The organism is Nonomuraea longispora, from assembly GCF_004348345.1.
Classification (GTDB): Bacteria; Actinomycetota; Actinomycetes; order Streptosporangiales; family Streptosporangiaceae; genus Nonomuraea; species Nonomuraea longispora.
The window spans coordinates 1-23,810 of record NZ_SMJZ01000145.1 but is presented as its reverse complement, the minus strand read 5'-3'; the positions used below and the strand labels follow the sequence as shown (position 1 = coordinate 23,810).

20 protein-coding genes are annotated in these 23,810 nt (G+C 69.6%); 10 read left to right on the top strand and 10 right to left on the bottom strand.

The window, feature by feature from the left end:
* Both E1267_RS30550 and E1267_RS30545 read left to right on the top strand, forming a co-directional pair.
* Positions 1 to 645 (top strand): carbohydrate ABC transporter permease (locus E1267_RS30550; protein ID WP_132337544.1); only part of this gene is annotated, 645 nt, incomplete at its 5' end.
* 22 nt (positions 646 to 667) lie between these two features.
* Positions 668 to 2,200 carry a hypothetical protein gene (locus tag E1267_RS30545; protein ID WP_132337542.1) on the top strand — a complete coding sequence of 511 codons (1,533 nt, stop codon included), beginning with the start codon at positions 668 to 670 and terminating at the stop codon, positions 2,198 to 2,200.
* Between the two features lie 5 nt (positions 2,201 to 2,205).
* Here the strand turns inward: E1267_RS30545 and hisC are convergent, their stop codons facing one another.
* The 6 genes from hisC to E1267_RS30515 form a co-directional block, all read right to left on the bottom strand.
* Positions 2,206 to 3,267 (bottom strand): histidinol-phosphate transaminase, encoded by a 1,062-nt coding sequence (gene hisC, locus E1267_RS30540; RefSeq protein WP_181957859.1) that lies wholly within the window; start codon positions 3,265 to 3,267, stop codon positions 2,206 to 2,208.
* Between the two features lie 58 nt (positions 3,268 to 3,325).
* Positions 3,326 to 3,991, bottom strand: a complete 666-nt coding sequence (locus E1267_RS30535) for an NUDIX hydrolase (protein WP_132337540.1) — start codon at positions 3,989 to 3,991, stop codon at positions 3,326 to 3,328.
* Between the two features lie 56 nt (positions 3,992 to 4,047).
* Positions 4,048 to 5,835, bottom strand: coding sequence for a DUF4434 domain-containing protein (locus E1267_RS30530; RefSeq protein ID WP_132337538.1), 1,788 nt, complete (start codon positions 5,833 to 5,835; stop codon positions 4,048 to 4,050).
* Positions 5,836 to 5,868: 33 nt separating this feature from the next.
* Positions 5,869 to 6,957, bottom strand: a complete 1,089-nt coding sequence (locus tag E1267_RS30525) for a glycosyltransferase (protein WP_132337537.1) — start codon at positions 6,955 to 6,957, stop codon at positions 5,869 to 5,871.
* A gap of 19 nt (positions 6,958 to 6,976) precedes the next feature.
* Positions 6,977 to 8,224, bottom strand: coding sequence for a nucleotide sugar dehydrogenase (locus E1267_RS30520; RefSeq protein ID WP_281283723.1), 1,248 nt, complete (start codon positions 8,222 to 8,224; stop codon positions 6,977 to 6,979).
* A 133-nt stretch (positions 8,225 to 8,357) separates the two neighbouring features.
* Positions 8,358 to 9,908 carry a glycosyltransferase family 4 protein gene (locus E1267_RS30515; protein ID WP_246064352.1) on the bottom strand — a complete coding sequence of 517 codons (1,551 nt, stop codon included), beginning with the start codon at positions 9,906 to 9,908 and terminating at the stop codon, positions 8,358 to 8,360.
* Positions 9,909 to 10,096: 188 nt separating this feature from the next.
* On the opposite strand from E1267_RS30515, the gene wecB reads away from it, so the two are divergent.
* Both wecB and E1267_RS30505 read left to right on the top strand, forming a co-directional pair.
* On the top strand, positions 10,097 to 11,227 hold the full coding sequence (gene wecB / locus E1267_RS30510) for a non-hydrolyzing UDP-N-acetylglucosamine 2-epimerase (RefSeq protein WP_132337531.1): 1,131 nt from the start codon (positions 10,097 to 10,099) through the stop codon (positions 11,225 to 11,227).
* 54 nt (positions 11,228 to 11,281) lie between these two features.
* Positions 11,282 to 13,321: a glycosyltransferase family protein gene (locus E1267_RS30505; protein ID WP_132337529.1), complete on the top strand. Its 2,040-nt coding sequence runs from the start codon at positions 11,282 to 11,284 to the stop codon at positions 13,319 to 13,321.
* A 4-nt stretch (positions 13,322 to 13,325) separates the two neighbouring features.
* Here E1267_RS30505 and E1267_RS44740 read toward each other — a convergent pair whose 3' ends face one another.
* Positions 13,326 to 13,964: a hypothetical protein gene (locus tag E1267_RS44740; RefSeq protein WP_165959883.1), complete on the bottom strand. Its 639-nt coding sequence runs from the start codon at positions 13,962 to 13,964 to the stop codon at positions 13,326 to 13,328.
* Between the two features lie 387 nt (positions 13,965 to 14,351).
* Between E1267_RS44740 and E1267_RS30495 the strand changes: the two genes are divergently transcribed.
* The 6 genes from E1267_RS30495 to E1267_RS30470 all read left to right on the top strand — a co-directional run bounded on the left by E1267_RS30495 (position 14,352) and on the right by E1267_RS30470 (position 20,516).
* Complete coding sequence (locus E1267_RS30495; protein WP_220449746.1) at positions 14,352 to 15,938, top strand: NAD(P)-binding protein; 1,587 nt, start codon at positions 14,352 to 14,354, stop codon at positions 15,936 to 15,938.
* Positions 15,935 to 16,924, top strand: coding sequence for a PrsW family intramembrane metalloprotease (locus E1267_RS30490; RefSeq protein WP_132337525.1), 990 nt, complete (start codon positions 15,935 to 15,937; stop codon positions 16,922 to 16,924). Before E1267_RS30495 ends, E1267_RS30490 begins: the two co-directional genes overlap by 4 nt.
* Positions 16,925 to 17,088: 164 nt before the next feature.
* Complete coding sequence (locus tag E1267_RS30485) at positions 17,089 to 19,200, top strand: sensor histidine kinase (protein WP_165959882.1); 2,112 nt, start codon at positions 17,089 to 17,091, stop codon at positions 19,198 to 19,200.
* Positions 19,197 to 19,604, top strand: a complete 408-nt coding sequence (locus E1267_RS30480; protein WP_132337521.1) for a roadblock/LC7 domain-containing protein — start codon at positions 19,197 to 19,199, stop codon at positions 19,602 to 19,604. Before E1267_RS30485 ends, E1267_RS30480 begins: the two co-directional genes overlap by 4 nt.
* The gene (locus E1267_RS30475; RefSeq protein WP_132337519.1) at positions 19,601 to 19,963 is read left to right on the top strand and encodes a DUF742 domain-containing protein; all 363 of its coding nucleotides are present in this window, start codon (positions 19,601 to 19,603) and stop codon (positions 19,961 to 19,963) included. Before E1267_RS30480 ends, E1267_RS30475 begins: the two co-directional genes overlap by 4 nt.
* Positions 19,944 to 20,516, top strand: a complete 573-nt coding sequence (locus tag E1267_RS30470) for a GTP-binding protein (RefSeq protein ID WP_132337517.1) — start codon at positions 19,944 to 19,946, stop codon at positions 20,514 to 20,516. Before E1267_RS30475 ends, E1267_RS30470 begins: the two co-directional genes overlap by 20 nt.
* Before the next feature lie 14 nt (positions 20,517 to 20,530).
* Here E1267_RS30470 and E1267_RS30465 read toward each other — a convergent pair whose 3' ends face one another.
* The 3 genes from E1267_RS30465 to E1267_RS30455 all read right to left on the bottom strand — a co-directional run.
* The gene (locus E1267_RS30465; protein ID WP_132337515.1) at positions 20,531 to 20,908 is read right to left on the bottom strand and encodes a DUF742 domain-containing protein; all 378 of its coding nucleotides are present in this window, start codon (positions 20,906 to 20,908) and stop codon (positions 20,531 to 20,533) included.
* Entirely contained in the window at positions 20,905 to 23,265 is a 2,361-nt protein-coding gene (locus E1267_RS30460) for a sensor histidine kinase (protein WP_165959881.1), read from the bottom strand. Before E1267_RS30460 ends, E1267_RS30465 begins: the two co-directional genes overlap by 4 nt.
* A 62-nt stretch (positions 23,266 to 23,327) precedes the next feature.
* A partial coding sequence (locus tag E1267_RS30455) for a DUF998 domain-containing protein (protein WP_132337511.1) occupies positions 23,328 to 23,810 on the bottom strand: 483 nt, incomplete at its 5' end.

Here is a 23,810-nt window from a genome sequence, read left to right as displayed (position 1 = left end):
ACAGGGACCGCCATCCCCTTCCCCACCTACCTGCTCAACTCGGTGATCTACGTCGGTGTGACGGTGCCGCTCTACATCGTCGTCTCCGCGCTGTGCGCCTACCCGCTCGCCCTGATGAACTTCAGGGGCAAGAACCTCATCTTCTTCGCCATCCTGTCCACGATGTTCCTGCCGAGCGAGGTCATGCTCATCCCCAGGTTCCTCGTGGTCTCCGAGCTCGGGATGGCCGACACGTTCGCCGGGGTGATCCTGCCCGGGGTGCTCTCCGCCTTCGGGATCTTCCTGCTCCGGCAGACGTTCGCGGGCGTGCCCCGCGAGGTCGTGGACGCCGCTCGCACCGACGGCTGCCACGAGCTGCGGATCTTCTGGCACGTCATGCTCCCCGCCGCCCGGCCCACCCTGGCGATCCTCGGCATCTTCGGCTTCATCTCGGTCTGGAACAGCTTCATCTGGCCGCTCGTGGTGCTGAAGGACTCCGCGAAATACCCGGTCGCGCTCGGGATCGCCTACCTCGCCGGGATCACCGGCACGGATGTCCGCAGTCTGGCCGCCGGGACGATCATCTCGATCATTCCGGTCGTCATCGTTTTCATGATCATGCAACGGCACGTACTCGAAGGCATGCGCGGCGCGGTCAAGGGCTGACGCCGCCGGAGGTGACGCAACGATGTTGACACGCAGGCAGTTCGGTCTGGGCGCGCTCGCGGTGGGCGCGCTGGGCACCCTGCACACGGGCACGGCTCGCGCCTCGGCGGGCCACGACTACACCTCACGGGAGACGTTCGACCTTTTCGACCGGATCTTCCACGAGAGCGGCGGCGTGGGGCAGCCGACCGACAACAACGAGCACGGCGGCCTGGCCTGGGGTCAGTCGTACGTGCTGGCAGGCTTCATCCGCATGTACGAGGCCTACCGCGACACCCACTACCTGGACCGGCTCGTCACCAACATCGACCTCGTGCTGGGCAACCGCGACTCCGAGCGCGGCGTGGCCGACTACCGCGGCGAGTCGCTGCCGGCGTGGCGGGCGACGCACCCCTACACCGTCGGCGTCGCCGCGCTGAAGGACTCGTCCGGCCGGCCCGTGCTGGAGGTGCGCAGCTCGCTGTCGTACGCCGACCTGACCACCGCCACCGTACGCGCGGGCGCTGCCGAGGACCGCTTCACCTTAGAGGTGAGGAACAGCCGGAACGACGCGGTCGCCACGTTCACCGACCTGTCCATGGACCCGGACTCCCCCGACTACGCCGTACGCAAGATCCTCGACGCCTACCCGACGCCCACCCAGGTCACCGCGCGCGACCTGCGCGAGGGCGGGGAGATCACCCTTCCCGCCCAGGGCGCGACCCCGCTCGTCTCCCAGCCCGTGATCTTCGCCGTGCACACCGGCATGATCACCTACCCGATCGCGTCGTTCGCCCGGATCGTGCTGGGCACGCCGAAGCTCCGCGCCGACGCGCGCTACCGGGCCAAGGCTCAGGAATACCTCGAAGCCGCCAAGGCCGCAGCCGCCGTGCACGACCGCGAATGGCGACAGAGCGACGACGGCGGGCACCTCTCCTGGGTCAAGGGCACCCCGCTCGCCTACGACGGCACCGAGATGCCGACCAACCAGTTCCTCGCGCTCGGGCTCACCTACGCCGAGATCGCCGCCGCCACCGGCGACCCCGCCTACGCCGACCGCGTGAAACGCATGGCGCGTACCTTCGCCCGCGAGCTCAGGGCCAACGACAAGGACGCCTACCACTGGCCGTACTGGCCCTCGTTCGGCGCGACCTACCGGGGGTTCTCGCGCGACGACGACCTCTCCGAGTTCACCCCGTCGGGCAACGGCGCCCAGCAGATCGAGGACCTGAGCCACGGCGCGATCGACGCGGAGTTCGCCGCCCTCGCCTTCCGCCACAAGCTCGGCTTCAACGGCGCCGACATGGCCAGGTTCGCCAGGTCCTACAGCAGGAACATGGCCACCACCGACCCCGAAGGCGTGCCGACCACGTTCCTGCGCGTCGACGGCACCGGCGGCCTGGCCTCCTCGGGCCAGTATCTCCAGGCGCCGCGGTGGATGGCCGTCGCGCAGTGGGACCAGAAGGTCTTCGAGCATGCCAAGTCGATCTACGAGGCCCGCGCGCTGGAACCCGGCCAGGGCTCCCACCTCGCCGGCGTGGCCTACCTCAACTGGCAGGCCCGCCGGCGAAGGTGACGGGCCTACTTCGCCGCGAAGGAGGCGGCGGCCGCCAGGAACGCGTCATTGGCCTCGGGTGAGCCGATCGAGACGCGTACGCCCTCCTCGGCGAAGGGCCGGACCGCCACGCCCTCCGCCGCGCACGCGGCGGCGAAGTCGAGGGTGCGCCCACCGAGCCGGAGCCAGACGAAGTTGGCCTCGGTGGGCGGCACCGTCCAGCCCTGCCCCAGCAGCGACTCCCTGACCCGGGTGCGTTCCTTGACCACCCGCTCGACCCGGTCGAGCAGCTCGTCCTCGGCCTCCAGCGAGGCGATGGCCGCGACCTGCGCGAGGTGGTTGACCGCGAACGGGATGATCGTCTTGCGCACGGCCGACACCACGGGCTCCTGCGCGATCATGTAGCCGACCCGCAGGCCGGCCAGCCCGTACGCCTTGGAGAAGGTGCGCAGGACGCAGACGTTGGGCCGGTCGCGGTAGAGGGTGAGGCCGTCGGGGAAGTCGTCGTCGCGCACGTATTCGATGTAGGCCTCGTCGAGCACGACCAGCACGTGCTCGGGCACCCGGTCGAGGAACGCCTCCAGCGGGCCACGGCGCACGGACGTGCCCGTCGGGTTGTTGGGGTTGCACACGAACACCAGGCGCGTGCGGTCGTTGACCGCCTCCGCCATGGCGTCGAGGTCGTGGTCCTCGCCGGCCAGAGGCACCATGACCGAGGTGACGCCGGCCAGGTCGGCGAGCAGCGGGTAGGCCTCGAAGGAGCGCCACGCGTAGACGACCTCCACCCCCGGCTCGCCCACCGTCTCGAACAACTGCTGCGCCACCGTGACCGACCCGGCCCCGAGCGCGACGTGCTCGGGCGGCACGGAGTAACGCGCGGCGATGGCCTCGGTCAGCCTCGTCGCCCCGGGGTCGGGATAACGGTGGATCCGCCGCGCCCCCTCGGCGATGGCCTCGACCACGGACGGCAGCGGATCGTACGGAGTCTCGTTGGACGACAGTTTGTACGACCTGCCGTCAGGAGCCGCTACGGCCTTGCCCGGTTTGTACGGGGCCATGGTGTCGAGAATCTGGCGGAAACGAGGCATGGACCCACTGTAGAAGGCCCGGCGCGGCGAAGCACCACCCGGTGCCGTACGCCCCGCGTCAGTCCTTCAGCGTGCGCAACATCGGCGGGTGGAGCAGCTCGGCGGGGCCCCGGCGGTAGAGCTTGGCCGGGCGGCCCCCGTCGCGGGTCGTGGTCGCGCCAGTCTCCACCAGGAAGCCCTCGGCCTTGGTGACCTTGCGGTGGAAGTTGCGCGGGTCGAGCGTCCTGCCCCAGACGATCTCGTAGACGCGGCGCAGGTCGGCCACCGTGAACTCGGGCGGGCAGAAGGCCGCGCCCAGCGGGGTGTATTCCAGTTTGGAGCGGGCCCGCTCGACGCCGTCCTTCATGATGCGGCGGTGGTCGAAGGCCATGACGGCGAGCGAGTCGACCGGCCGCCAGCTCATGTGGGCCTTCTCCGAGGCGGGCAGGTCGGGGGCGAGGCCGAGGTAGGCGACGCTCAGCACGCGCTGGCGGGGATCGCGGTCGGGGTAGCCGTAGGTCTGGAGCTGCTCCAGGTGCACCGGGGCCCCGGGGAGGCCGGCCCGCTCGGACAGGATGCGGTGGGCGGCGGCCGGCAGGTCCTCGTCGAGCTGGATGAAGCCGCCGGGCAGCGACCAGCGGCGCAGGAACGGCGGGTTGTCGCGGCGCCACACGAGCGCGCTCAGCGCCTGGTTGCGGACGGTGAGCACGACCAGGTCGACGCTGACCGGGATGCTCGGGACCATGGCAGGCACGTTACACGCAGCCGCGGACGGGGAGCGAACGCCGCCGCGGCCCCCTGTCAGGTGTCGATCCGCACGTGCAGCGGCTCCGTCGTCGACAGTCCCGACGGCACCTTCACCCCGATCCTGACCCACTCGCCGGCCGGCACCTGCGACCAGTTGAACGGCACCCACGCGGTGGCCATGCCCTCGGGCAGCTCCTCCAGCGGGTCCTCGTCGAGCCACCCGACCGAGGACACCGCCAGCTCCTGGGTGCCGCCGGACCACTGGACGGTGACCGTGGCGCCCTGGAAGTTGTAGCCGCGCACCTCCACGCCGTCCTGGTTGTCACGCCCGCGCCTGATCGCGTCGACCGCGATCGGCCGCCGCCAGTCGGCGATGATCTCCTTCTCCAGCGAGGGGCTGCCGCACGTCATGAAGTCGCTCCACATGTAGGAGACGATCTTCTGCACGTAGCGTCCCGCCATGGTCACGGCCTGGTCGATGCGTTCCTTGTCGGTCTTGCCGCGCGTGCCCTGCGGGGCGCACGGCTGGTCGCCTGACGGCTCGAACGCCTCCACGTTCGCCCACAGCTGCACCTCGTGGCCGGCCATGAGCATCTCTTCACGGGCGATCGACATCTCGCGGTAGTAGTCGCGTGTGGAGCCGTGGTACGCGGTGTCGTACGTCGACTCGCCCACCACCGGGCGCAGCCGTTCGTCGACCTCGTTCTCGCGCTCGTCGGGCCAGAACAGGCCCACCTTGCCGGTGCCCCGGCTGTCCTGCGGCGCGATGATGCCGACGCCCGTCTTCACCAGCGCCCGGAACCCCTCGGCCACCTGCTTCGGCGTCTGGCCGAACGCCACCCGCTTGCGCGCGTCCAGGTAGGGGCTGATCAGGATGGGCTTGCCCGGTAACTCCTGCGCCACGATCCGGTGCTGGTCGGCGTAGACCTCCAGCGTCGGGTTGCCGTCGAGGGTGTCGGACATCTGCACCTCGAACGGTTGGTAGACGCCGCCCAGCGACTCGCGCTCGGCGAAGCGCACGCCGTAGTCCTGAAGGATGCGCCGCGTCAGCGTGGTGAGCGTGCCGATGTGCTTCTTGTTGGCCCTGATCGGCGTCTTGGGGTCGCGGGGCGCGAGCGGCAGCGCGGGGAAGACCCTCATGCCGAACTGGTCGGCCAGGTCGAGCAGCTCCTTCAGGCTGTCCGTGGGCTTGCCTGCGACGAGGATCATGTCGTAGGAGGTGGCCTTGCCGCTGAAGTCGCACGTGGAGTCGTCGGAGCCGTCCGGCTGGGTGATGAGCCGGAAATAGGTGCGCTTGGGCGTCTGAATGGCGTGTTCCATCTCGGGGCAGCGGTACAGGCTCTCACCGAACGACTCGTCGGTGCGGTAGACGTACGTGCGGCCGATCCGGTTGCCGGGGTTGGCCCTCTTGAGGTCCCGTTCGGCGGCGTCGTGACAGGTCAGGCCGTCCTCTTCGCACGCCTCGTAGAGCGGGTCGAGCTCGCCGTCCTTGGTCCTGATCTCGCCGGAGCCGGTGACGGGGCGATACTGCAGGCCGTAGCCGATCCTGATGATCGTGTCGCCGCCGACGCTGTGGATCTCCTGCAGCTGCTTGCGCCAGGTGCACGGGTTGGACTTGGGCGTGATCCAGTAGCCGGTGACGGCGTAGGGGGCCTGCTCCTTGGTCTCGAACGTTCCACACCGGTCGGTGACCGCGCTCACCTTGGGCGTCGGCTCGGTGCTGGACGGCTTGGGCGTCGCCGGCGTGGCGACCGGTTTGTCCGACGAGGAGGGAAGCACGATGATCGCCGCCGCGACCACGGCCACAATGGCCGCGCCCACAGCGAGAAAGATCCAGCGCACGTTCAGGAACCTACCGCCCTTGGAAGAGAACCGTTATCGGGTGACGCCCGCCCACGACTCCAGCTGGGTGACGAACCGCTTGGCTGAGTTGGGCCAGTGGTGGTTGGCTCGGGCCGCGGCGTAGCCGCGGGCCCCCTGCGCCCGTCGTTCCCGCACGTCGTCGCGGAGGGTCAGGACGGCCTGAGCGACCGCCTTGGGGTCCTCCCACGGCACCACGACGCCGCTGTCGTAGCGTTCGACCAGCTCGACAGCGCGCGGGGAGGGGGTGGTGATGACGGGAATGCCGTGGGCCATGTACTCAACGATCTTGGTCGGCATGGAATGCCGGTAGTTGGGCTCGTCGTGGAGTAAGGAAAGCCCCGCGAGCGCCCCGTCGAGCCGCTTGAGCGCCTCGTCGTTGGGCATGAAGTCGCGCCACTCCAGCAGGCCCTCGGTGACGGCCTGGTTGAGCATCGGACGGCTCTGCGGGTCGGCGTACCCGATCAGCTCCACGGCCACGCGGTACGGCTGCAGCAGCTTGGCCACCTCGACGGCCTCGATCACGCCCCTGGCCCGCGACAGCCAGCCGAGATAGACCACCCGGTCGTCGCCGGGAGGGGTCACGGAGTCGGGCACCCACGTCTCGTTGGGGACGATGGGGTGGGCGTGCTTGAACCGGCCCGCGTACGCCGTCTCGGCCAGCATCAGGTGCATGTGCCGTTCGGCGGTGCCTTCCAGCATGCGGGCCATGAAACGGACGGGAGGCCGCAGGGGCGAGGGCAGCCACGGCTTCAGGGAGAGCGTGGCCGGAGTGTCCTCGTGCACGTCCCACACCACGGGCGGCCGGTTGCGCATGCCCCACACGGCGAACAGCAGCTCGGGATCGTGGACCAGGACCAGGTCGACCTTGTCGCGCATGCGCTTGAACAGCCGCCGCGCGGCCCACACCGCGGAAAGGCGTTTGCGCTGAGAGGCCCTGGGCAGGTCGACGCCCGTGACCCAAGGACGAGGGACGACGCCGAAAGCGGTGAACGACGCCGCGTACGTGACCTCATGACCGGCATCCACGAGAGCGCGGATCTGCCGATGCAGAATCCTGGCGTCCTCGGGGTTATGCACCACCGTCATGACGAGCACGTGCACTGCGCGCAGCCCTCCGTCGCTACAGCCGCTCGACGCGTTCACCCTCGGCGAGAACGCCTCGGGTGTCGAGCACGAGCTTGGCCTTCGCCTCGACCATGTCGAGGTCGAACGCGGCGTGCTGCTGCAGCAGCAGCGTCACGTCCGCGTTGGTCACGGCCTCGGCCAGATCCTCCTCACGCGGCACCGCGGTGCCGTCGACCGACCACTCCTTGACGTACGGATCCGCGAACGAGAGCTCGGCCCCCAGCTCCAGCAGCGCTCGCGCCACTGGGAGCGCCGGGGTCTCACGCTCGTCGGCGATATCCGGTTTGTAAGTGACGCCGAGCATAACCACCTTGGCGCCGTTGACGGGCTTTTTGTTGCTGTTCAGCAACCGCTGGACGCGCGCCACCACGTACGACGGCATCCGTTCGTTGATCTCCTGCGCCAGCTCCACGAACCGGAACGGGTAGCCGAGCTTGCGCACGGTGTAGGACAGGTAGGACGGGTCGACGGGGATGCAGTGCCCGCCGACGCCCGGACCCGGCAGGAACTTCTGGAAGCCGAACGGCTTGGTGGCGGCCGCCTCTATCGACTCCCACAGGTCGATGCCGAGCTCGTCGCAGAAGATCGCCATCTCGTTGACGAGGGCGATGTTGACGTGCCGGTAGGTGTTCTCGAGCAGCTTGGCCATCTCGGCCTCGCGGGTGCCGCTGACCGGCACCACCTGCTCGATGAAGCGATTGTAGAAGGCCGTCGCGCGGTCGCGGCAGGTCGGCGTGTAGCCGCCGACGACCTTGGGGGTGTTGTGCAGCCCGAACTTGGGATTGCCCGGGTCGATGCGCTCGGGCGAGAACGCCAGATGGAAGTCCTCGCCGGCGACGAGCCCCGAGCTCTCCAGCAGCGGCCTGGCCACCTCGTCGGTGGTGCCCGGCCAGGTCGTGGACTCCAGCACGACGAGCGTGCCCTTGCCGAGGTTGCGGGCCACGGTCTTGGTGGCGCCCTCCACGGCCGAAAGGTCGGGGCGGTGGTCCTCGTCGAGGGGGGTGGGCACGCAGATGACGATCGTGTTGCTCCTGGCCAGCACGGTCTCGTCGAGCGTGGCGCTGAACCCGTTGGCCAGCATGTGCTCAAGGTCCGCGTCGGTCAAGTCATCGATGTAGGACTGCCCGGCGTTGAGCGCGTCGACCTTGCGGGGGTCGACGTCCACGCCGACGACCCGCAACCCGGCGCCCGCCGCCTCTTTGGCGAGCGGCATGCCGACGTAGCCCAGACCGATGACAGCCAAGTCGATTTCTGTCACAGCCGTGCCTTAGGGAGCCGGATACAACACTTCATGGTCGCAAAGGTTATCTCAACTCCACCTAGCTCACGCCTAATGCGACCGAACCCGTCGTAAGAGACAGCCCACGCGAAGGTCATCATTCGGCAAGTGACCGGTATAGAGCTTGATAAGTCTCGGCAACGCGGCTCCACGTGCGCTTCGCGGCCACTTCCGCCCGTCCCGCCTCACCCATCTCGGCGCGCTTGGCGGGATCTTCCCTGAGCCCGGCGAGCGCCTTGGCCAGCGCGGCGGGATCGCCCGGCGGCACGAGCATTCCGGCGCCGTCGCCGCCGACGAGTTCGGAGAGCGCGGGCAGATCGCTGAGCACGACCGGCTTGCCGAGCGCCATCGCCTCGACCGGTTTCAATGGCGTAACAAGTCGGCACACGCGCAGGTCTTCACGCGGGCAGACGAAGATGTCGATGGCGTCCTGCGCCTGCAGCGCCTCGTCGGGGCCGACCCGCCCCGGCAGCACGGCATCGCGCAGACCCAGCTCGTCGACCAGTTCGAGCAGGTTGTCACGCTCGGTGCCGTCGCCGACGAGCAGCACCCGCACCGGGGTGCGGTCGTCGCGCAGCAGCGCGGCGGCCCGCAGCAGGGTGGCGAACCCCTCGTAGGCGACGATGCTCGACACCGACCCGACGACCATCTCGTCCGGCTCGATGCCGTACGCCCGCCTGAAGGAGGCGCCGTCGTAGTGGGCCGACAGCAGCGAGTCGTCCACGGCGTTGGGTGCCAGGTGGATCTTCTCCCTGGGCACGCCGCGCTCGACGATCTCGGCGGCCATCGTCTCGGCCAGCGTCACCACGGCGTCCGCCTCGCGCATCAGGAACGCCTCGCGCTCGCGCTGGAGCACGTGCCGCTGGCTGCCGACGCGGACCGGGTCGCGCGAGGCCCACGTCTCCTCCAGGAAGCCGCGCACCTCGTAGACGAACGGCGTGCCCGTCCTGTCGCGCACGGCGTGGGCGATGGAGCCGTTGCGGTGGTCGGTGGCGGCGTGCACCACCTGCGGCCGCAGCTCCGTCACCAGCTTGGTGACCCCGTCGGCGCCCCGCGTGATGCGGCCTTGGGTCTCGAACGGCATCTCCCCGTGCCCGTCCGGCAGCAGCCGGTAATAGGGGATGCCGTCGATCTCCTCGTACGGGGCCGCGTCGGCGTGACCCTGCAACATGGGCCAGCCCCAGCTCGTGACCACGTGCGGGTCGATGCCCGCGGCCTTCTGCGAGGTGACGATGCGGTGGGTGCGCACGGTGTAGCCGGCCTGCGTGTACGGCAGCGCGTTGGTGACGACGTGCAGCACGCGGTTCTGGACCCGGGTCAGGAGGGCCACCTTGGGGCCCGGCGGGATCGGGTCGGGGCTGATGGCGGCCAGCTCACCGCGGTAGTAGGCGGCCCTGCGCTTGACGAAGGGGTATTTGGTGTGCGCCTCGAGCACGGCCGCGGCCTCGCTGACGCGGCCGGCGTCCCAGTGGGCCTTGGCTTCGTTCCACGGCCCCTTGACCACGCGCATGCCGAACTTGCGCACCATGCGCCGGGCCCTGCGCGCGGCCGGCCAGGCCACGCTGCCCACGATCGGCCGCATCCTGGGCGGCAGCGTGTCGGCGGCGGCCTGGGCCACGCGAACGGGGTCGGACCTGACCTTCGTCATGACCACCCGGGAAACGATGATCGGGTGCTGGACGAAGCCCTTGAGAAGTCCACCGACGCCGGCACGGGCGGACTTCGCTGAAACCCTGTCGGATGGGCGGGGGGAGTCTTGACGACTGGCGTCGGATGCCACGGTGGGACCGTACCATAGGCAACGTTTTTTCCCTTCCGCTATGAAAGGCGAGGTCAATGAGGGAGAACCCCCTGGTCCTGCACGTTTTGGGTGCTCGTCCCAATTTCGTGAAAGCGGCCCCGGTGGTCCGGGCACTCGGTGAACTCGGCGTGCGGCAGGGCATCATCCACACCGGTCAGCACTACGACGCGCTGATGTCGGACGTGTTCTTCGCCGACCTCGGTCTGCCCGAGCCGGTGGCGAACCTGGGCGTCGGCTCCGGCTCGCACGCCAAGCAGACGGCGGCGCTGCTCGTCGGCCTCGAGGGGGTCGTCCAGGAGCAGGAGCCCGACCTGGTCGTGGTGTACGGCGACGTCAACTCGACCCTGGCCGCGATCCTCGTCTGCGCCAAGCTGGGCGTACGGACCGCGCACGTCGAGGCGGGGCTGCGCTCGTTCGACCGCGGCATGCCCGAGGAGGTCAACCGGGTCGTCACCGACGCGCTGGCCGACGTGTTGTTCGCCACCTCGCCCGAGGCGCTGTCCTACCTCGCCTCCGAGGGCGTGCCCGCCTCCAAGGTGCACCTGGTGGGCAACCCGATGATCGACAGCCTGTACGCCGCCCTGCCCTCGCTGGACCCGGGACCCGTGGTGGAGCAGCTCGGCCTGCCCGGCCGCTACGCCGTGGCCACCCTGCACAGGCCGGCGAACGTGGACACCGCCGAGGCCGCCAAGGAGCTGGTCGACGCGGTCCTCGACGTGTCGCGGCAGATCCCGCTGGTGGTGCCCGTGCACCCCAGGGGCAAGGCCAGGCTGGCCGAGGCGGGCCTGGTCGACGGCGGCTCGATCCGGGTGGTGGATCCGCTGGGTTATGTGGACTTCCTCTCACTCGTACGCGGGGCCGCGCTGGTGGTCACCGACTCCGGGGGCGTGCAGGAGGAGACGACCGTGCTGGGCGTGCCGTGCCTGACCGTACGACCCAACACCGAACGGCCGATCACGATCACGCACGGCACGAACCGCCTGGTCACGCCCGCGCTGCTGCCCGCGGCGGCGGAGAAGTTCCTGGCCGACGGCGCCTCGACGCCGGCGGGCGAGCTGCCCGTGTTGTGGGACGGCCAGGCAGGACCGCGGATCGCCAAGGTGATCTCCGCCTGGCTCAAGGGGGACAACCTGGCCCCTGCCAGTCAGGGCAAACGCCCCGAATAGAGGCCATTTCCGCCGTAGCATGATGTACCTCCGCTGAGCGTTAGGCGTCCCACCATGGCCCCAGAACCCGAAGAACCACCCACCTACCAGCGACTCGGCCCCGTCAACTGGCTGCCCGAGGACCGCAAGGTCGTCGAGCGGTACGAGGCGGAGCTGAGGGAGCTGCGGCGGCGGCTGGAGATCGCCGAGGCCAAGGCCGCCTACGCGAACTGGAAGCTGGAGGCCACGCAGGCCAAGCGCACGTTCAAGCTGGGCGAGGCGCTGGGCTCGAAGAGCCCGGGAAAGATCGTCGAAGCGGTCAGGTCGAGGCAGAAGGCCCCCAAGCCGCCCACGCCCGTCACCGAGGCCATCGAGACGGCGAACAACCGGCCGCCGCTCGTCGAGGTGCCGGCGGTGAAGTGGCCGTCGGGCCCGGTCAACAGGCCCGGTCTGAAGGTCGCGGTGATCCTCGACGACTTCTCCAGGATGGCCTTCCGCTACGAGTGGGACCAGATCGAGTTCGGACTCAAGGACTGGCCGGAGATCTTCGCGGACAAGCGGCCCGACCTGCTGTTCTGCGAGTCCGCCTGGCACGGCAACCAGGGTCGCTGGCGCTACCAGATGACCGGCACCAACGCCCCCAAGGAGCCGCTGCGGGACCTGGTGGCCTGGTGCAGGGGGGAGGGCATCCCCACGGTCTTCTGGAACAAGGAGGACCCGCCGAACTTCGACTTCTTCATCGACACGGCCAAACTGTTCGACTACGTGTTCACCTGCGACGGCGACATGTTGCCGAAATATCGCGAAGTTCTCGGACATGACCGGGTGGACGTGCTCCAGTTCGCCGCCCAGCCCCGCGTGCACAACCCCATCCAGCAGCGCCAGGGCCGCCTGCACGACGTGGTGTTCGCCGGGATGTACTTCCGCGACAAGCACGCCGAGCGCCGCGAGCAGATGGAGACCGTTCTCGACCCGATCAGGGAGCTCGGCCTGCACATCTTCGCCCGAAACGGCGAAGTGGACGAGAAGTACGCCTGGCCGGAGAAGTACCGGCCGCACATCGTGGGCGAGCTGCCCTACGACCGGATGCTGGCCGCGTACCGGATGTACAAGGTCTTCCTCAACGTCAACTCCGTGCTCGACTCGCCGACCATGTGCGCCCGCCGCGTCTTCGAGCTGTCGGCCTGCGCGACCCCCGTCGTGTCGGGATGGTCACGGGCGGTCGAGGAGACCTTCGGCGACCTCGTGCCCATCGCGCGCGAGCCGATCGAGTCGTACAACCAGGTGCTGCACCTGATCAACAGCCCCGAGCTGCGGGCCAGGACGGGCCACCTGGCGATGCGCGAGGTCTTCGACAAACATCTGTTCTCGCACCGCGTCGACCAGGTCCTCCAGGTTCTCGGGCAGCAGGCGCAGCCCCGGTCGCGCTCGATCTCGGTCGTGCTGCCCACCAACCGCGCCTCCCAGATCGAGCACGCGATCTCGTCGGTGGCCCGCCAGATCCACCGGCCGCTCCAGCTCGTCATGGTGCTGCACGGCCTGGACATCGACCCGGTCGTGGTCGCCGACAAGGCCCGCATGGCGGGCATCACCGACGTCGCCGTCCTGCCCGCGGACGCCTCGCTCTCGCTCGGCGCCTGCATGAACCTGGGCATCGCCGCCGCCGAGGGCGACCTGATCGCCAAGATGGACGACGACAACCTCTACGGCGAGCACTATCTGTCGGACCTGGTCAGGGCGTTCGACTACTCCGACGCCGAGCTGGTCGGCAAGGGCGCGCACTACGCGTACTTCGAGGGCATGAACACGACCATGCTGCGCCTGCCCGGCCTGGAGCACCGCTACTCGTTCCTCGTCCAGGGCGGCACGTTCCTCGGCAAGGCCGACATGTTCCGCTCGTACGGCTTCGCGGACATCACCCGCGGCGAGGACACCGAGTTGGTACGGCGGCTGAAGGAGGACTCCGTCAAGATCTACTCGGCGGACCGCTTCAACTTCGTCTACTGGCGCAGCGCCGACGCCTCGATGCACACGTGGCAGGCCGACCACATCAAGCTGACCCGCAACGCGCAGTTCGCCTTCGTCGGCCGCCCTGACGACCACGTGCTCATCTGAGCCGTCACACGACCTGTTCGAGGTTCTTGTCCGCGAGGCGGGCCAGTTCGTACAGGCCCTGCGCCTTCACCTTCTGGCCGACCACGAGCATGCTCATGACCACGGTGCCCCGCCTGATCATGACGGAGCCGATCTGTGCGTTCTTCTCGCCGCCGGCGGCCGAGGTGAGGTAGGCCCGCGACTCGTCGCCCTTGCGCGGCATGTTGAGCGTCCTGGTCCTGTACGTCACCTGTGTGCCTCCCACGTCGGCCGTGTAGCTCGCGCACTGGCGCGGCAGCGGCTTGGGGAAGGACTTGGACGGCAGCGACACCACCGCCTGCGTGATCGAGCCGCGCTCGGCGGCGAACGCGATCACCGCGGCGGGCGCCCCTGCGACGTCGGGCTGCTCGACGTCGAGCTGGGCCGCGCCCGCGCACTCCGGCCGCTGCAGCTTGGCCTGGCGCAGCGCGGCGATGCCCTGCTGGGTGGACTTGAGCTTGCCGAACGCGCCCAGCTCGGGGCCGTACGCGACGTGCATGCCGTCGGGCACCGGCAGCAGGGCGGCGCGGAGCTTGGCCGAGGCGGCGGACGGCGATGACGCGGACGCCGAGGCTGCGGGCGCGGCCGGCTCCTCACCGGAGGAACATCCGGCAAGGGCCAGCATGCCCAGACATATGCCAGAAATGGTCTTAAGCATATACGCTCCAATTCGCTCGCGCGGCATTGTCGGAAACGCTAGAGGACTCGGGGAGTACGCAGCCTGGCAACGTCGCTATTCGCGGAATTCAGTGGCTTCGCGGCGTTTTCCTGTTCTACGGCATATGCGCGAAGCCGGGCATGGCCCTCGATCGTGCTGGTCAGAGGCCCGCCGCAGGCGGACGGAGCCCACCAGGAGGCGCCGAAGGGGTCCTTGCCGGTCACTTGACCCCCCGGTCTGACATTTCGGACGGGTGGCCCGATCAGGCATTCGCCGTAATAGGTCGCGCAAAATGTTTCTCGAACCACTGCGCGGCATGACGCCGCTTTTCGCCCGGCTGCTGAAGATCGCGCCATGGGCTTGAATCCACGCGACCTCGGGATGAACCAGATCATTTCCCGCCGGGACTTCTTCGACGGCATAGCCGTGAGCGCTCTGGGAAGCCCGGCGGCGGCACGTGTGACCCCTGGCGCCCCTGGGCACACTGAGACGCTCCAGAACGCGGCGCACCGGCCGGGCGGCTTCACCGTGCGGGGAGACACCAGTGAGGCGCTCAGCGTGCCGCACGCGCTGCGGGACGGGCGGTTCTGGATTCATGCGGGCACGCCGGAGCCGACGGGCGAGCGCTACGACCTCGTGGTGGCCGGCGGCGGGCGCAGCGGCATGAGCGCGGCCGCCGAATGGCTGCGGCGCGACCCCGGCGCCGCCGTACTCGTCCTCGACAACCACGACGAGACCGGCGGGCAGGCCCGGCGCGACGCGCTGCGCCGCAGGACCCGCCAGGAGCGGCCCGACGGCGTGATGTGCGACGCGGAGACCTTCGGCACGGACACCCTGGTCAGGCTCTCCTCACCCGGATGGGCCGACGCGGTGCCGATCGCCGAACGGGCCAGGCGCGACCTGCGCATGCTCCACGAGGACCCGCCCGACTGGTTCCCCCGGCTGTCGGCGGAGGAGAAGCAGGAGCGGCTCGCCGCGCTCACCTACTCCGAGTTCCTGCTGCGGGTGTGCGGGGTCCACCCCGACGTCGAACGGTTCTGCAGGACCATGCCGTGCCGCGAATGGGCCTACGACACCCGGGCCTTCGGCGCGATCGACGCCTGGGGCTCCGGCTATCCGGGGTTCGGCGGGCTCGGGCTCGACCGGGACAAACCCTCCCGGCTCAACTCGCCCAGCGTGCGGCAGGAATGGCAGGCGAACGCCGGCGCGGGCCGCGTCACCGCGCCGCCCGACGACCGGGCGCGGCTGCGCCTGTCCAGCCCCGTCGTGTTCGCGCGCGACGGCGCACGCGCGGCGACCGTGGGGTATTTCGACGGCCACCAGGTCATGACCGTCGAAGCCGGGTCGGTGATCCTGGCCTGCTGGAGCGCGGTCATCCCCTACCTGGTGCCCGAACTGCCCGACGACCAGCGGCGGGCGCTGCGCTCGGCCGTCAGGGTGCCGCTGCTGCACGCCACCGTACGGGTGCGCGACGCGCGGGCGTGGCGGCGGCTCGGCGTGCTGCGGGTGCGGTGGACGGGCGCGTACTGGGGCTTCTGCGAGTTCGAACCGCCCGCCACCGTGCATCTCCTGGCCACGCCGTGCCGCTCCGAGCTGGGGCCGGGCGCGGGCGCGGCGGCGGGCAGGCGGGAACTGGTCAGGACGCCGTACGGGCGGCTGGAGCACACCATCCGCGACCAGCTCGCCCGGCTGCTCGGCCCCGCCGGCTTCGACCCCGCGGCGGGCATCGAGGCGATCACCGTCGACCGGTGGGGGCACGCGAACGCGCCCGAGTACTGCCGCCCCTGGCACCCCTTCTACCCCGACGGGCCGTTTCCGTCGGACCTCGCGCGAAGAAGGTTCGGCAGGATCGCGATCGCGGGCTCCGACTCCTCGCCCGTCGGCCGCGCGGACGCCGCCGCGACCGCCGCGCTCCGCGCCGTCGAGGAGCTCGCGCGATGAGGCCGTGGCTGCGCGTCTTCGTGACGGGGTTCGCGCTCTGGCTGGCCACCGTCGTCGTCACCGCCTGGACGCGCAACTCCAACCTGGTGCCGACCGTCGTGCTGTTCGGCAGCTTCCTCGTGCCCGTGACGTTCGTGGTCTGGGCGTACGGGCGGGGCCGCTCGCCCCGGGTCACCGTCGAACGGCTGTTCACCGCCTTCGTGGTGGGCGGCGTGCTGGGCGTGCTCGGCGCCTCACTGCTGGAGAGCTGGCTCGTCCGGCCGTCGATCCTCATGTACGTCCTGGTCGGGCTGATCGAGGAGGGCGTCAAACTCGCCGCCCTGATCCTCATCAGCCGTCCCCTCCTCCGGGGATCGCCGTCAACCCGCGAGGAAGCGCCGGGGTCTGGACCGACAAGAGAGGGAGCGCAGCGACCGACCGACGAGGGAAGACCCCGGACCGAAGCGACCGAGCCGCGATCCGAAGGATCGCCGTCAACACAGCCCTCAATACAAGACGGGCTCGTGCTCGGGGCGACGGTGGGGTTCGGGTTCGCGGCGTTCGAGAGCGCCGGGTACGCGTTCAACGCGCTGTTCACCTCCGGGGGCCTGTCGTTGGTGCAGCTCGTCGAGACCGAGGTGCTGCGCGGTATCCTGACGCCGGTCGGGCACGGCCTGTGGACGGCGATCGCCGGCGGCGTGCTGTTCGCCGCGGGCGGGCGGCTCACGGCGCCCGTGTGGCTGACGTACCTGGGGGTCTCGCTGCTGCACGCGCTGTGGGATTCGATGACCGCCATCGCGATCGCCGTCACCCTCGTGCTGACCGGTCAGCCGTGGCAGTTCCGGCTGCTGCGGATCGGCAGGGTGCCGAACGTGACCGACTGGCAGGTGCACGTGTACACCCTGGTGAACTGGGGTGGACTCATCGTGATCTCGCTGGTCGCGCTGGCCTGGTTGGAGAGAATCGTCGCCGCGGCCCGCCGAGAGGTCAAGATCCCGTCCCAATAATCCCGGTAATGAACGGCTTCCCCCCACTGCGCGGGAACCATAAACGGTGCTAGTCTCCTGTGCGATCTTCCGGAGGTGTATTTACACAAGGTGTGGAAATGCCCCCGACTCGAGGTTGGGACATGGGCTCGCGAAACCGGTCAATTCGGTTCAAGATCTTCTTATTGCTACTGCTACCCCTCCTGTCTCTGAGCGCGCTATGGGGTTTCGTCCTCAACCTCACCATGGGCGACACCCAGTCACTACTCCGGGCCGACACGCTCTACCAGACGATCGGTGTGACCTCCACCGACCTGGGATTACAGCTGCAGGCCGAACGTATGCGCTCGATGGAGCCACTCACCGCGGGTGAGCACGCTCAGGTGCTCGGCGGCCAGCGCTCCCGCACCGACAGGGCCGTCCACGACTTCCGCCGGTCCGTCGACGAAGCCGGCGACGCCGTCGACAGCGACCTGCGCCGCCCCATCGGCAACCTCAACGTCGCCCTCGACCGGCTCGCCCAGATCAGGACCGCCGTCGACGGGAACCACGGCAACCCCCTCACCACGCTCAACGCCTACAACCAGGTGCTCGACCAGCTCTTCATGATCTACGACCACCTGGTCACCGTCTCCGACCTGGCCATTTTCCAGCAGGCCTCCTCGACGCAGGCCATGGGCATGGCCAGGGAGTACATCGCCAGGGAACACGCCCTCGTCGTCGGGCTGCTCGACGCCAAGCGGCTCAGCGCGCCGGAGGCGGCCGCCTTCACCGAGTACGTCGCCTCCAGGAAGTTCCTGCACGCGCGCGGCATGGCCGGGCTCGACGTGCGGCTGCGCGAGCCGTACAAGCGGGTCTTCGCCACCGACCCGTTCCTCTCCTTCACCAGCCTTGAGGCGCGCGTCGCCGGGTCGGGCGAACTGCCCGCCAAGGACGACCGCTGGCACGAGATCATCGACCAGCTCACTGCCCAGCTCGACGAGATCAACGCCGAGTCGTCCGCGATCGTGACCGCGCGCGCGTCCGAGGCCGCCACCTCCACCATCGTCAAGATCGCCGTCGCGGGCGGCGTCGGTTTGATCGCGGTGCTCGCGTCGATCATCATCTCTGTACGCTTCGGTCGCCGTCTGGCCGGCGAGCTGGGCGGGCTGCGCTCCGCCGCGGTCGAGCTGTCGCAGACAGGCCTGCCCGAGATCGTGGCGCGGCTGCGCAGGGGCGAGGACGTCGACGTACGGAAGGAGACGAAGGCGATCAAGGTGAGCGGTTCCGCTGAGATCACCGACGTGGCGAGGGCCTTCGGCTCCTTGCAGCGCACCGCCGTCAGCGCGGCCGTCGGCCAGGCCTCGCTGCGGCGCGGCGTCGGCCAGGTCTTTCTCAACCTCGCCCGCCGCAAGCAGGGCCTGCTGCACCGCCAGCTGGCGCTGCTCGACGGCATGCAGCGCCGCACGCACGACCCCGACCGGCTGGAGGAGCTCTTCCGGCTCGACCACCTCACCACCCGCATGCGCCGGCACGCGGAGAGCCTGATGGTGTTGTCGGGCGCCGAGCCGGGACGCGCCTGGCGCAAGCCGGTGCCCGTGATCGACATCGTCAGGGCCGCGGTCGCCGAGGTCGAGGACTACACCAGGGTCACCGTGGAGTCGATGCCGGTCAGCGCGGTCGACGGCGCCGCAGCGGCCGACATCACCCACCTGCTGGCCGAACTGGTCGAGAACGCCACCATCTACTCGCCGCCCGACACCATGGTCCAGGTGCGCGGCGACATGGTGAGCAACGGATACGCCATCGAGGTGGAGGACAAAGGCCTCGGGCTGTCGGCCGGCGAATACGCCCAGTTCAACGCGCTGCTGGCCGCGCCGCCCGAGTTCGACCTGGCCGACAGCGACAGGCTCGGCCTGTTCGTGGTCGCCAGGCTGGCCGAACGGCACGGCATCAACGTGCTCCTGCGACGCTCGCCCTTCGGCGGCACGACGGCCATCGTGCTGGTGCCGCGGACGATGGTGACCGACCAGGCGACACTGGAGGCGGGCGGCGACGGCAAGGCCGCCCTGCCGAGCCGTACGCGGAAGAAGGCGCTCGCGGTCGTGACCTCGGGCACCCACGCCGGGCTGCCCAGGCGGGTGCGTCAGGCCCGTCTCGCGCCGAAGCTCAAGGAAGAACAACCGCCTGAGCCGGAGCCGCAGGCCGAACGCTCTCCCGATGAGGTACGCGACCTGTTCTCCGCGTTCCAGCGGGGAACGCAACGCGCCCGAGAAGAAGCCTCTGAGGAGGGGCCCATGAGTAAGGGGGATGCATGAGTGTGCCGGCCACCAACACCGGTGAACTGAACTGGCTGCTGGACGACCTCGCGACGAGGGTCGCCGCGGTCCGACAGGCGGTCATCCTGTCGACGGACGGCCTGGCCGTGGGCTATTCCAGCGGGCTGACCCGTGACGACGCCGAACATCTGTCAGCGGTGGCCGCCGGGTTCCAGAGCCTGGCCCGCGGCACCGGGCGGCACTTCGGCGGCGGCGACGTACGCCAGACCATCGTGGAGATGGAAAACGCGTTCATGTTCGTCACCGCCGCGGGACAGGGCACCTGCCTTGCCGTCATCGCGGACGCCAGCGTGGACGTCGGCCACATCGCCTACGAAATGGCGATGCTGGTCAAGCGGGTGGGTCAGCACATCAGCACCAACCCACGCGCTGGAGCGTCATGAGCGATAGCCCGCAGTGGTTCGATGAGGAGGCGGGGCCGATCGTGAGGCCCTATGCTCTCATCCGTGGTCGCACGCACTCCTCCGGAGACACGTTCGACCTCGTGGCCACCGTGCGCGTCATCGGCGAACCGACTGACGAGCCCGGCCCAGAACAGCAACTGATCCTGCGGGCAGCACGAAATCCGATCTCGGTGGCGGACCTGGCCGTCGAGATCGACCTGCCCGTCGGCGTCGTCCGGGTCATGCTCGGCGACCTGCGTGACAACGGCCTCATCTCGGTGACGTCGCCCTCGGCTGGAGGGGCGCGCTCGAACGAGCGCATTCTCAAGGAAGTGATCAATGGACTCCGTGCTCTCTGAGGACCCCGTCGCGCTGAAGATTCTTGTCGCAGGGGGGTTCGGCGTCGGCAAGACCACACTGGTCGGGTCGATCAGTGAGATCAAGCCGCTGCGCACGGAGGAGGTGCTCTCCGACCGCGGGATCGGCGTCGACGACCTCGACGGCGTCGAGACCAAGTCCACCACCACCGTGGCGATGGACTTCGGCCGCATCACGATCCGCGACGGTCTCGTGGTGTACCTGTTCGGGACGCCGGGCCAGGAACGGTTCTGGTTCATGTGGGACGAACTGTCGCACGGCGCGCTGGGCGCGGTCGTGATCGCCGACACCAGGCGGCTGACCGACTGCTTCCCGTCCGTCGACTACTTCGAGCAGCGCGGCACGCCGTTCGTGGTGGCCGTCAACTGCTTCGACGGCGCCGCCCAGCACAGCGTCGACGACGTACGCATCGCTCTCGATCTCGAGGACGACGTACCCGTCATGCTCTGCGACGTGCGGCGGCGCAACTCCGCCAAGGAGGTCATGATCACCCTGGTGGAGCACTCACTGCGGACGCTCGCCTCCGCCAACTGACGCGCGGGCCCCGGCTACAGAGCACGCAGGCCGTTGATCACCTCTCGGAGCAGCGACTCCGAGGGGGCGACGGCCTTGTCGCGCGGCGGGCGCACCGTCACCAGGCCGTGGTCGAGCAGGTCGCCCAGCAGCACCCGCACCACGGCCACCGGCAGGCTCAGGTCCGAGGCGACCTCGGCGAGGGGCTTGGCCTTCCCCGTCACGAAGGTCAGCAGCCGGCGGTGCTGGGAGCTGAGCTCCGCCTTGGCGGGCGCGGGCAGCCCCGTCGAGACGACGGTCGCCAGCAGGTCGAGCGCCGACGACGACGTGGGCTTGGTGCGCCCGCGGGTGACCGCGTACGGCCGGACGACCGGCCCCGCCTCCTCGTCGACCCACTCGTGCTCGCGACTCACGATTCGGATCCCCCATCCTGCTCGCTGTCCTGCCGCCCGCGCTGCCAGCCGGACTGGAGCGAGGAGAGCAGCGCCCTGGCTTCCTCGGGTGAGCGTTCGGACACCGGCGGCGCGGGGGGCGGCGTCTCCCTGAGCCGCTGCGGCAGGTTGGCCTGCCGTTCACGCCGCGGCAGCCCCGTCTCAGGCTCCGGCTGAGGGCGTCCGGTCTGCCGCGCACGCTGCGGCAGGCCCGTCTCGCGCTGAGGCTGCTCGACCGTGTCCGGGTCGCGCCGTCGTGGCAGCGCCGCCGGGCCACCGGCCTGGGACTGCAGCACCGCCGCGCGCCCGTTCCCCTGAGACTGCTGCGGGACGGCCGCGGGGCCGCTCCCCTGGGCCACGGCCCTTCTGCTGGTACGGATCCGGCGCGGCAACTCGCCCGGCCCTGTCGGCTCGTCCCTGACGACCGACACGGACACGGGCTCGAACTCCATCGGCTGCACGGGCGTGGGGATGGGCTCCACCAGCGATCCGGGCACGAGCACGATGGCTGTCGTGCCCCCGTACGGTGAGGGTTTGATCGTGACCTTGACGCCGTGCCTGGCGGCGAGCATGGCGACCACCGCGAACCCCAGCCGCTCGGTCTGCGCGGGGTCGAACTCGGGCGCGCTGGCCAGGCGTTCGTTGATGGCCCTGCGGGTGTGCTCGTCCATGCCCAGGCCGCGGTCCTCGATCTCGACCGCGAAGCCCTTGCCGACCATCTCGCCGCGCACGGAGACCTCGTTGCCGGGGGAGGAGAACGCGGTGCCGTTCTCGATCAGCTCGGCGAAAAGGTGCATGAGGTCGGCCACGGCGGTGCCGGAGACGCCGCACTCGGACATCGGATAGACGCGGACGCGGGTGTACTCCTCGACCTGGGCCGCCGCGCCGTTCAGCACGTCCTCCATCGGGATGACGCCGCGCCACCTGCGGCCCGCCGAGCCGCCGGACAGCAGCACGAGGCCCTCGGCGTGGCGGCGCATGCGGGTGGTGAGGTGGTCGATCTTGAACAGCCGCTCCAGGGCCTCCGGCTCCTCCGTCTGCCGCTGCATCTCGTCCAGCAGCCGCAGCTGGCGCTGGAGCAGCGACTGGCTGCGCCGGGCCAGGTTGCGCAGCGCCTCCGCCACGCCGTCACGCAGCTTCGCCTGCTCGACGGCCGCGTCCACGGCCGTGCTCTGGACGCTGTCGAACGCCGCGGCGAGGTCGCTGACCTCGCTGGTCGAGTTCTCGCCCACCTTGATGGGCGGGGCCTCGGTCGCGATGTCGACGCTCTCGCCCTTGCGCAGCTTCGCCACGACCTCGGGCAGCCTGATCTCCGCCAGGTCGAGTGCCGTACGGCGCAGCGCGGCCAGCTCGCGGGTGATGCGGCGGCCGACCCTGATCGAGATGAAGACGGAGAACACGACCGCGATCAGGCCGAGCGCGCCCGCGACGGCGGCCCGCACCAGGATGCCCACGCCCGCGGGCTCCATCCTGGCGAGCAGCTTGTCGCCGGTGCCGCCGATGGCCTCCCGGTATTCGGCCTGCACCTGGTCGGAGATGCCCCGCCAGAGCTGGATGTCCACCCGCTGGCCGCCGATGTAGCCCTCCAGGAGGTTCTCCATCGTGACGTAGCGGGGCGAGTAGTACAACTTCTCGAACGGCGCCCGCAGCTCGGTGTCGAGGTTGGCCAGGGCCTGGGGATACAGGTACGTCCTGGCGCCGTCGATCCTGGCCAGCATGTGGGTCTCGTGCATGGTGGCGCGGCCGTTCGTGGCCACGATCAGGGCGTGCTCGCGGCTCAGCAGCTCACGCGCCTGGTCGGCGGCGATCAGGCCCTGCCCCTGCAGGGACAGCTCCAGGTCGGTGCTGACCACGAGCCTCGAATACAGCAGGTGAATCTCGTCGGAGACCTTCGAGTACTCCGTGACGAGGTTGCTCGCGACGAACCTGCGGTCGTCCACCTTGCCCCTGATCTCGGGCAGCCGGTCGGCCTCCGCGAGCACGGTCTGGAGCTGGGTCCGCATGTCCTGGGTGAGGGCGTCCTGGGTGTCCTGCGCCAGCGCCTCTTCACTCAGCTTCTTCCTGGCCGCGTCGACCTTGCCCCGCGCCTGCTCCAGCGCCTCGGGGTCCCGCGTCACTCCCGCCAGCCGCTCCGCCGAGGCCAGTCGCTCGGCCTGCAGGCTGGACACCAGGTTGTCGGCGTTGTTGATGACACCGGTCCAGAGGGTCTCGACCTTGAGCAGGTTGAGCGCCTCTCCCGACGTGGTGCTCGCGGCGAAGCCCCAGAGCGCGATCAGGGAGACCAAGGGGATGACGAGCAGCGTCGAGATCTTGAATCTGATGGATCTGCCCGATGCCATGACACCTGCTCCCGGATAGAAGATCGCGGGAGAGAATAGCATCCATACGTATGGTTTTAAGATCAACTAGCGATAAATCTGTGATATGCCGGGAAATTGGCGGCCTTCGCGACACTCGGACGCCAGGTCAGCCACGCCAGCCATCCCGCGAGCACCGCCAGCAACGACACCTCCGCGGCCAGCAGCAACCGCTCCACCAAACCGATCAACACCCCCTCGCCCGGCAGCGCCACATACGTGATCGCCAGCAGCCCGAACCCGCCCGCCAGCGCCACCCACTCCACGGCCCGCGCGACGGGCTTCCACGCCGCGTGCGCCGTCAGCCGCGGCACCAGCAGCGCTCCCGCGGCCGGCAGGCTCACGAAGGCCGCGACCGACGCGTACCTGTGGATCTGCGCCGCCACGTCCAGATCCTGGCCGATGGGTGTGGTCGGGATGATCGCCGCCACGATCAGCGCTCCCGACCACACCATCAGCAACCGCCCGGGCATCCCCCGCACGGGCGCCCCCGCGGACCGCAGCCCCGCCAGCAACACCAAAGACCC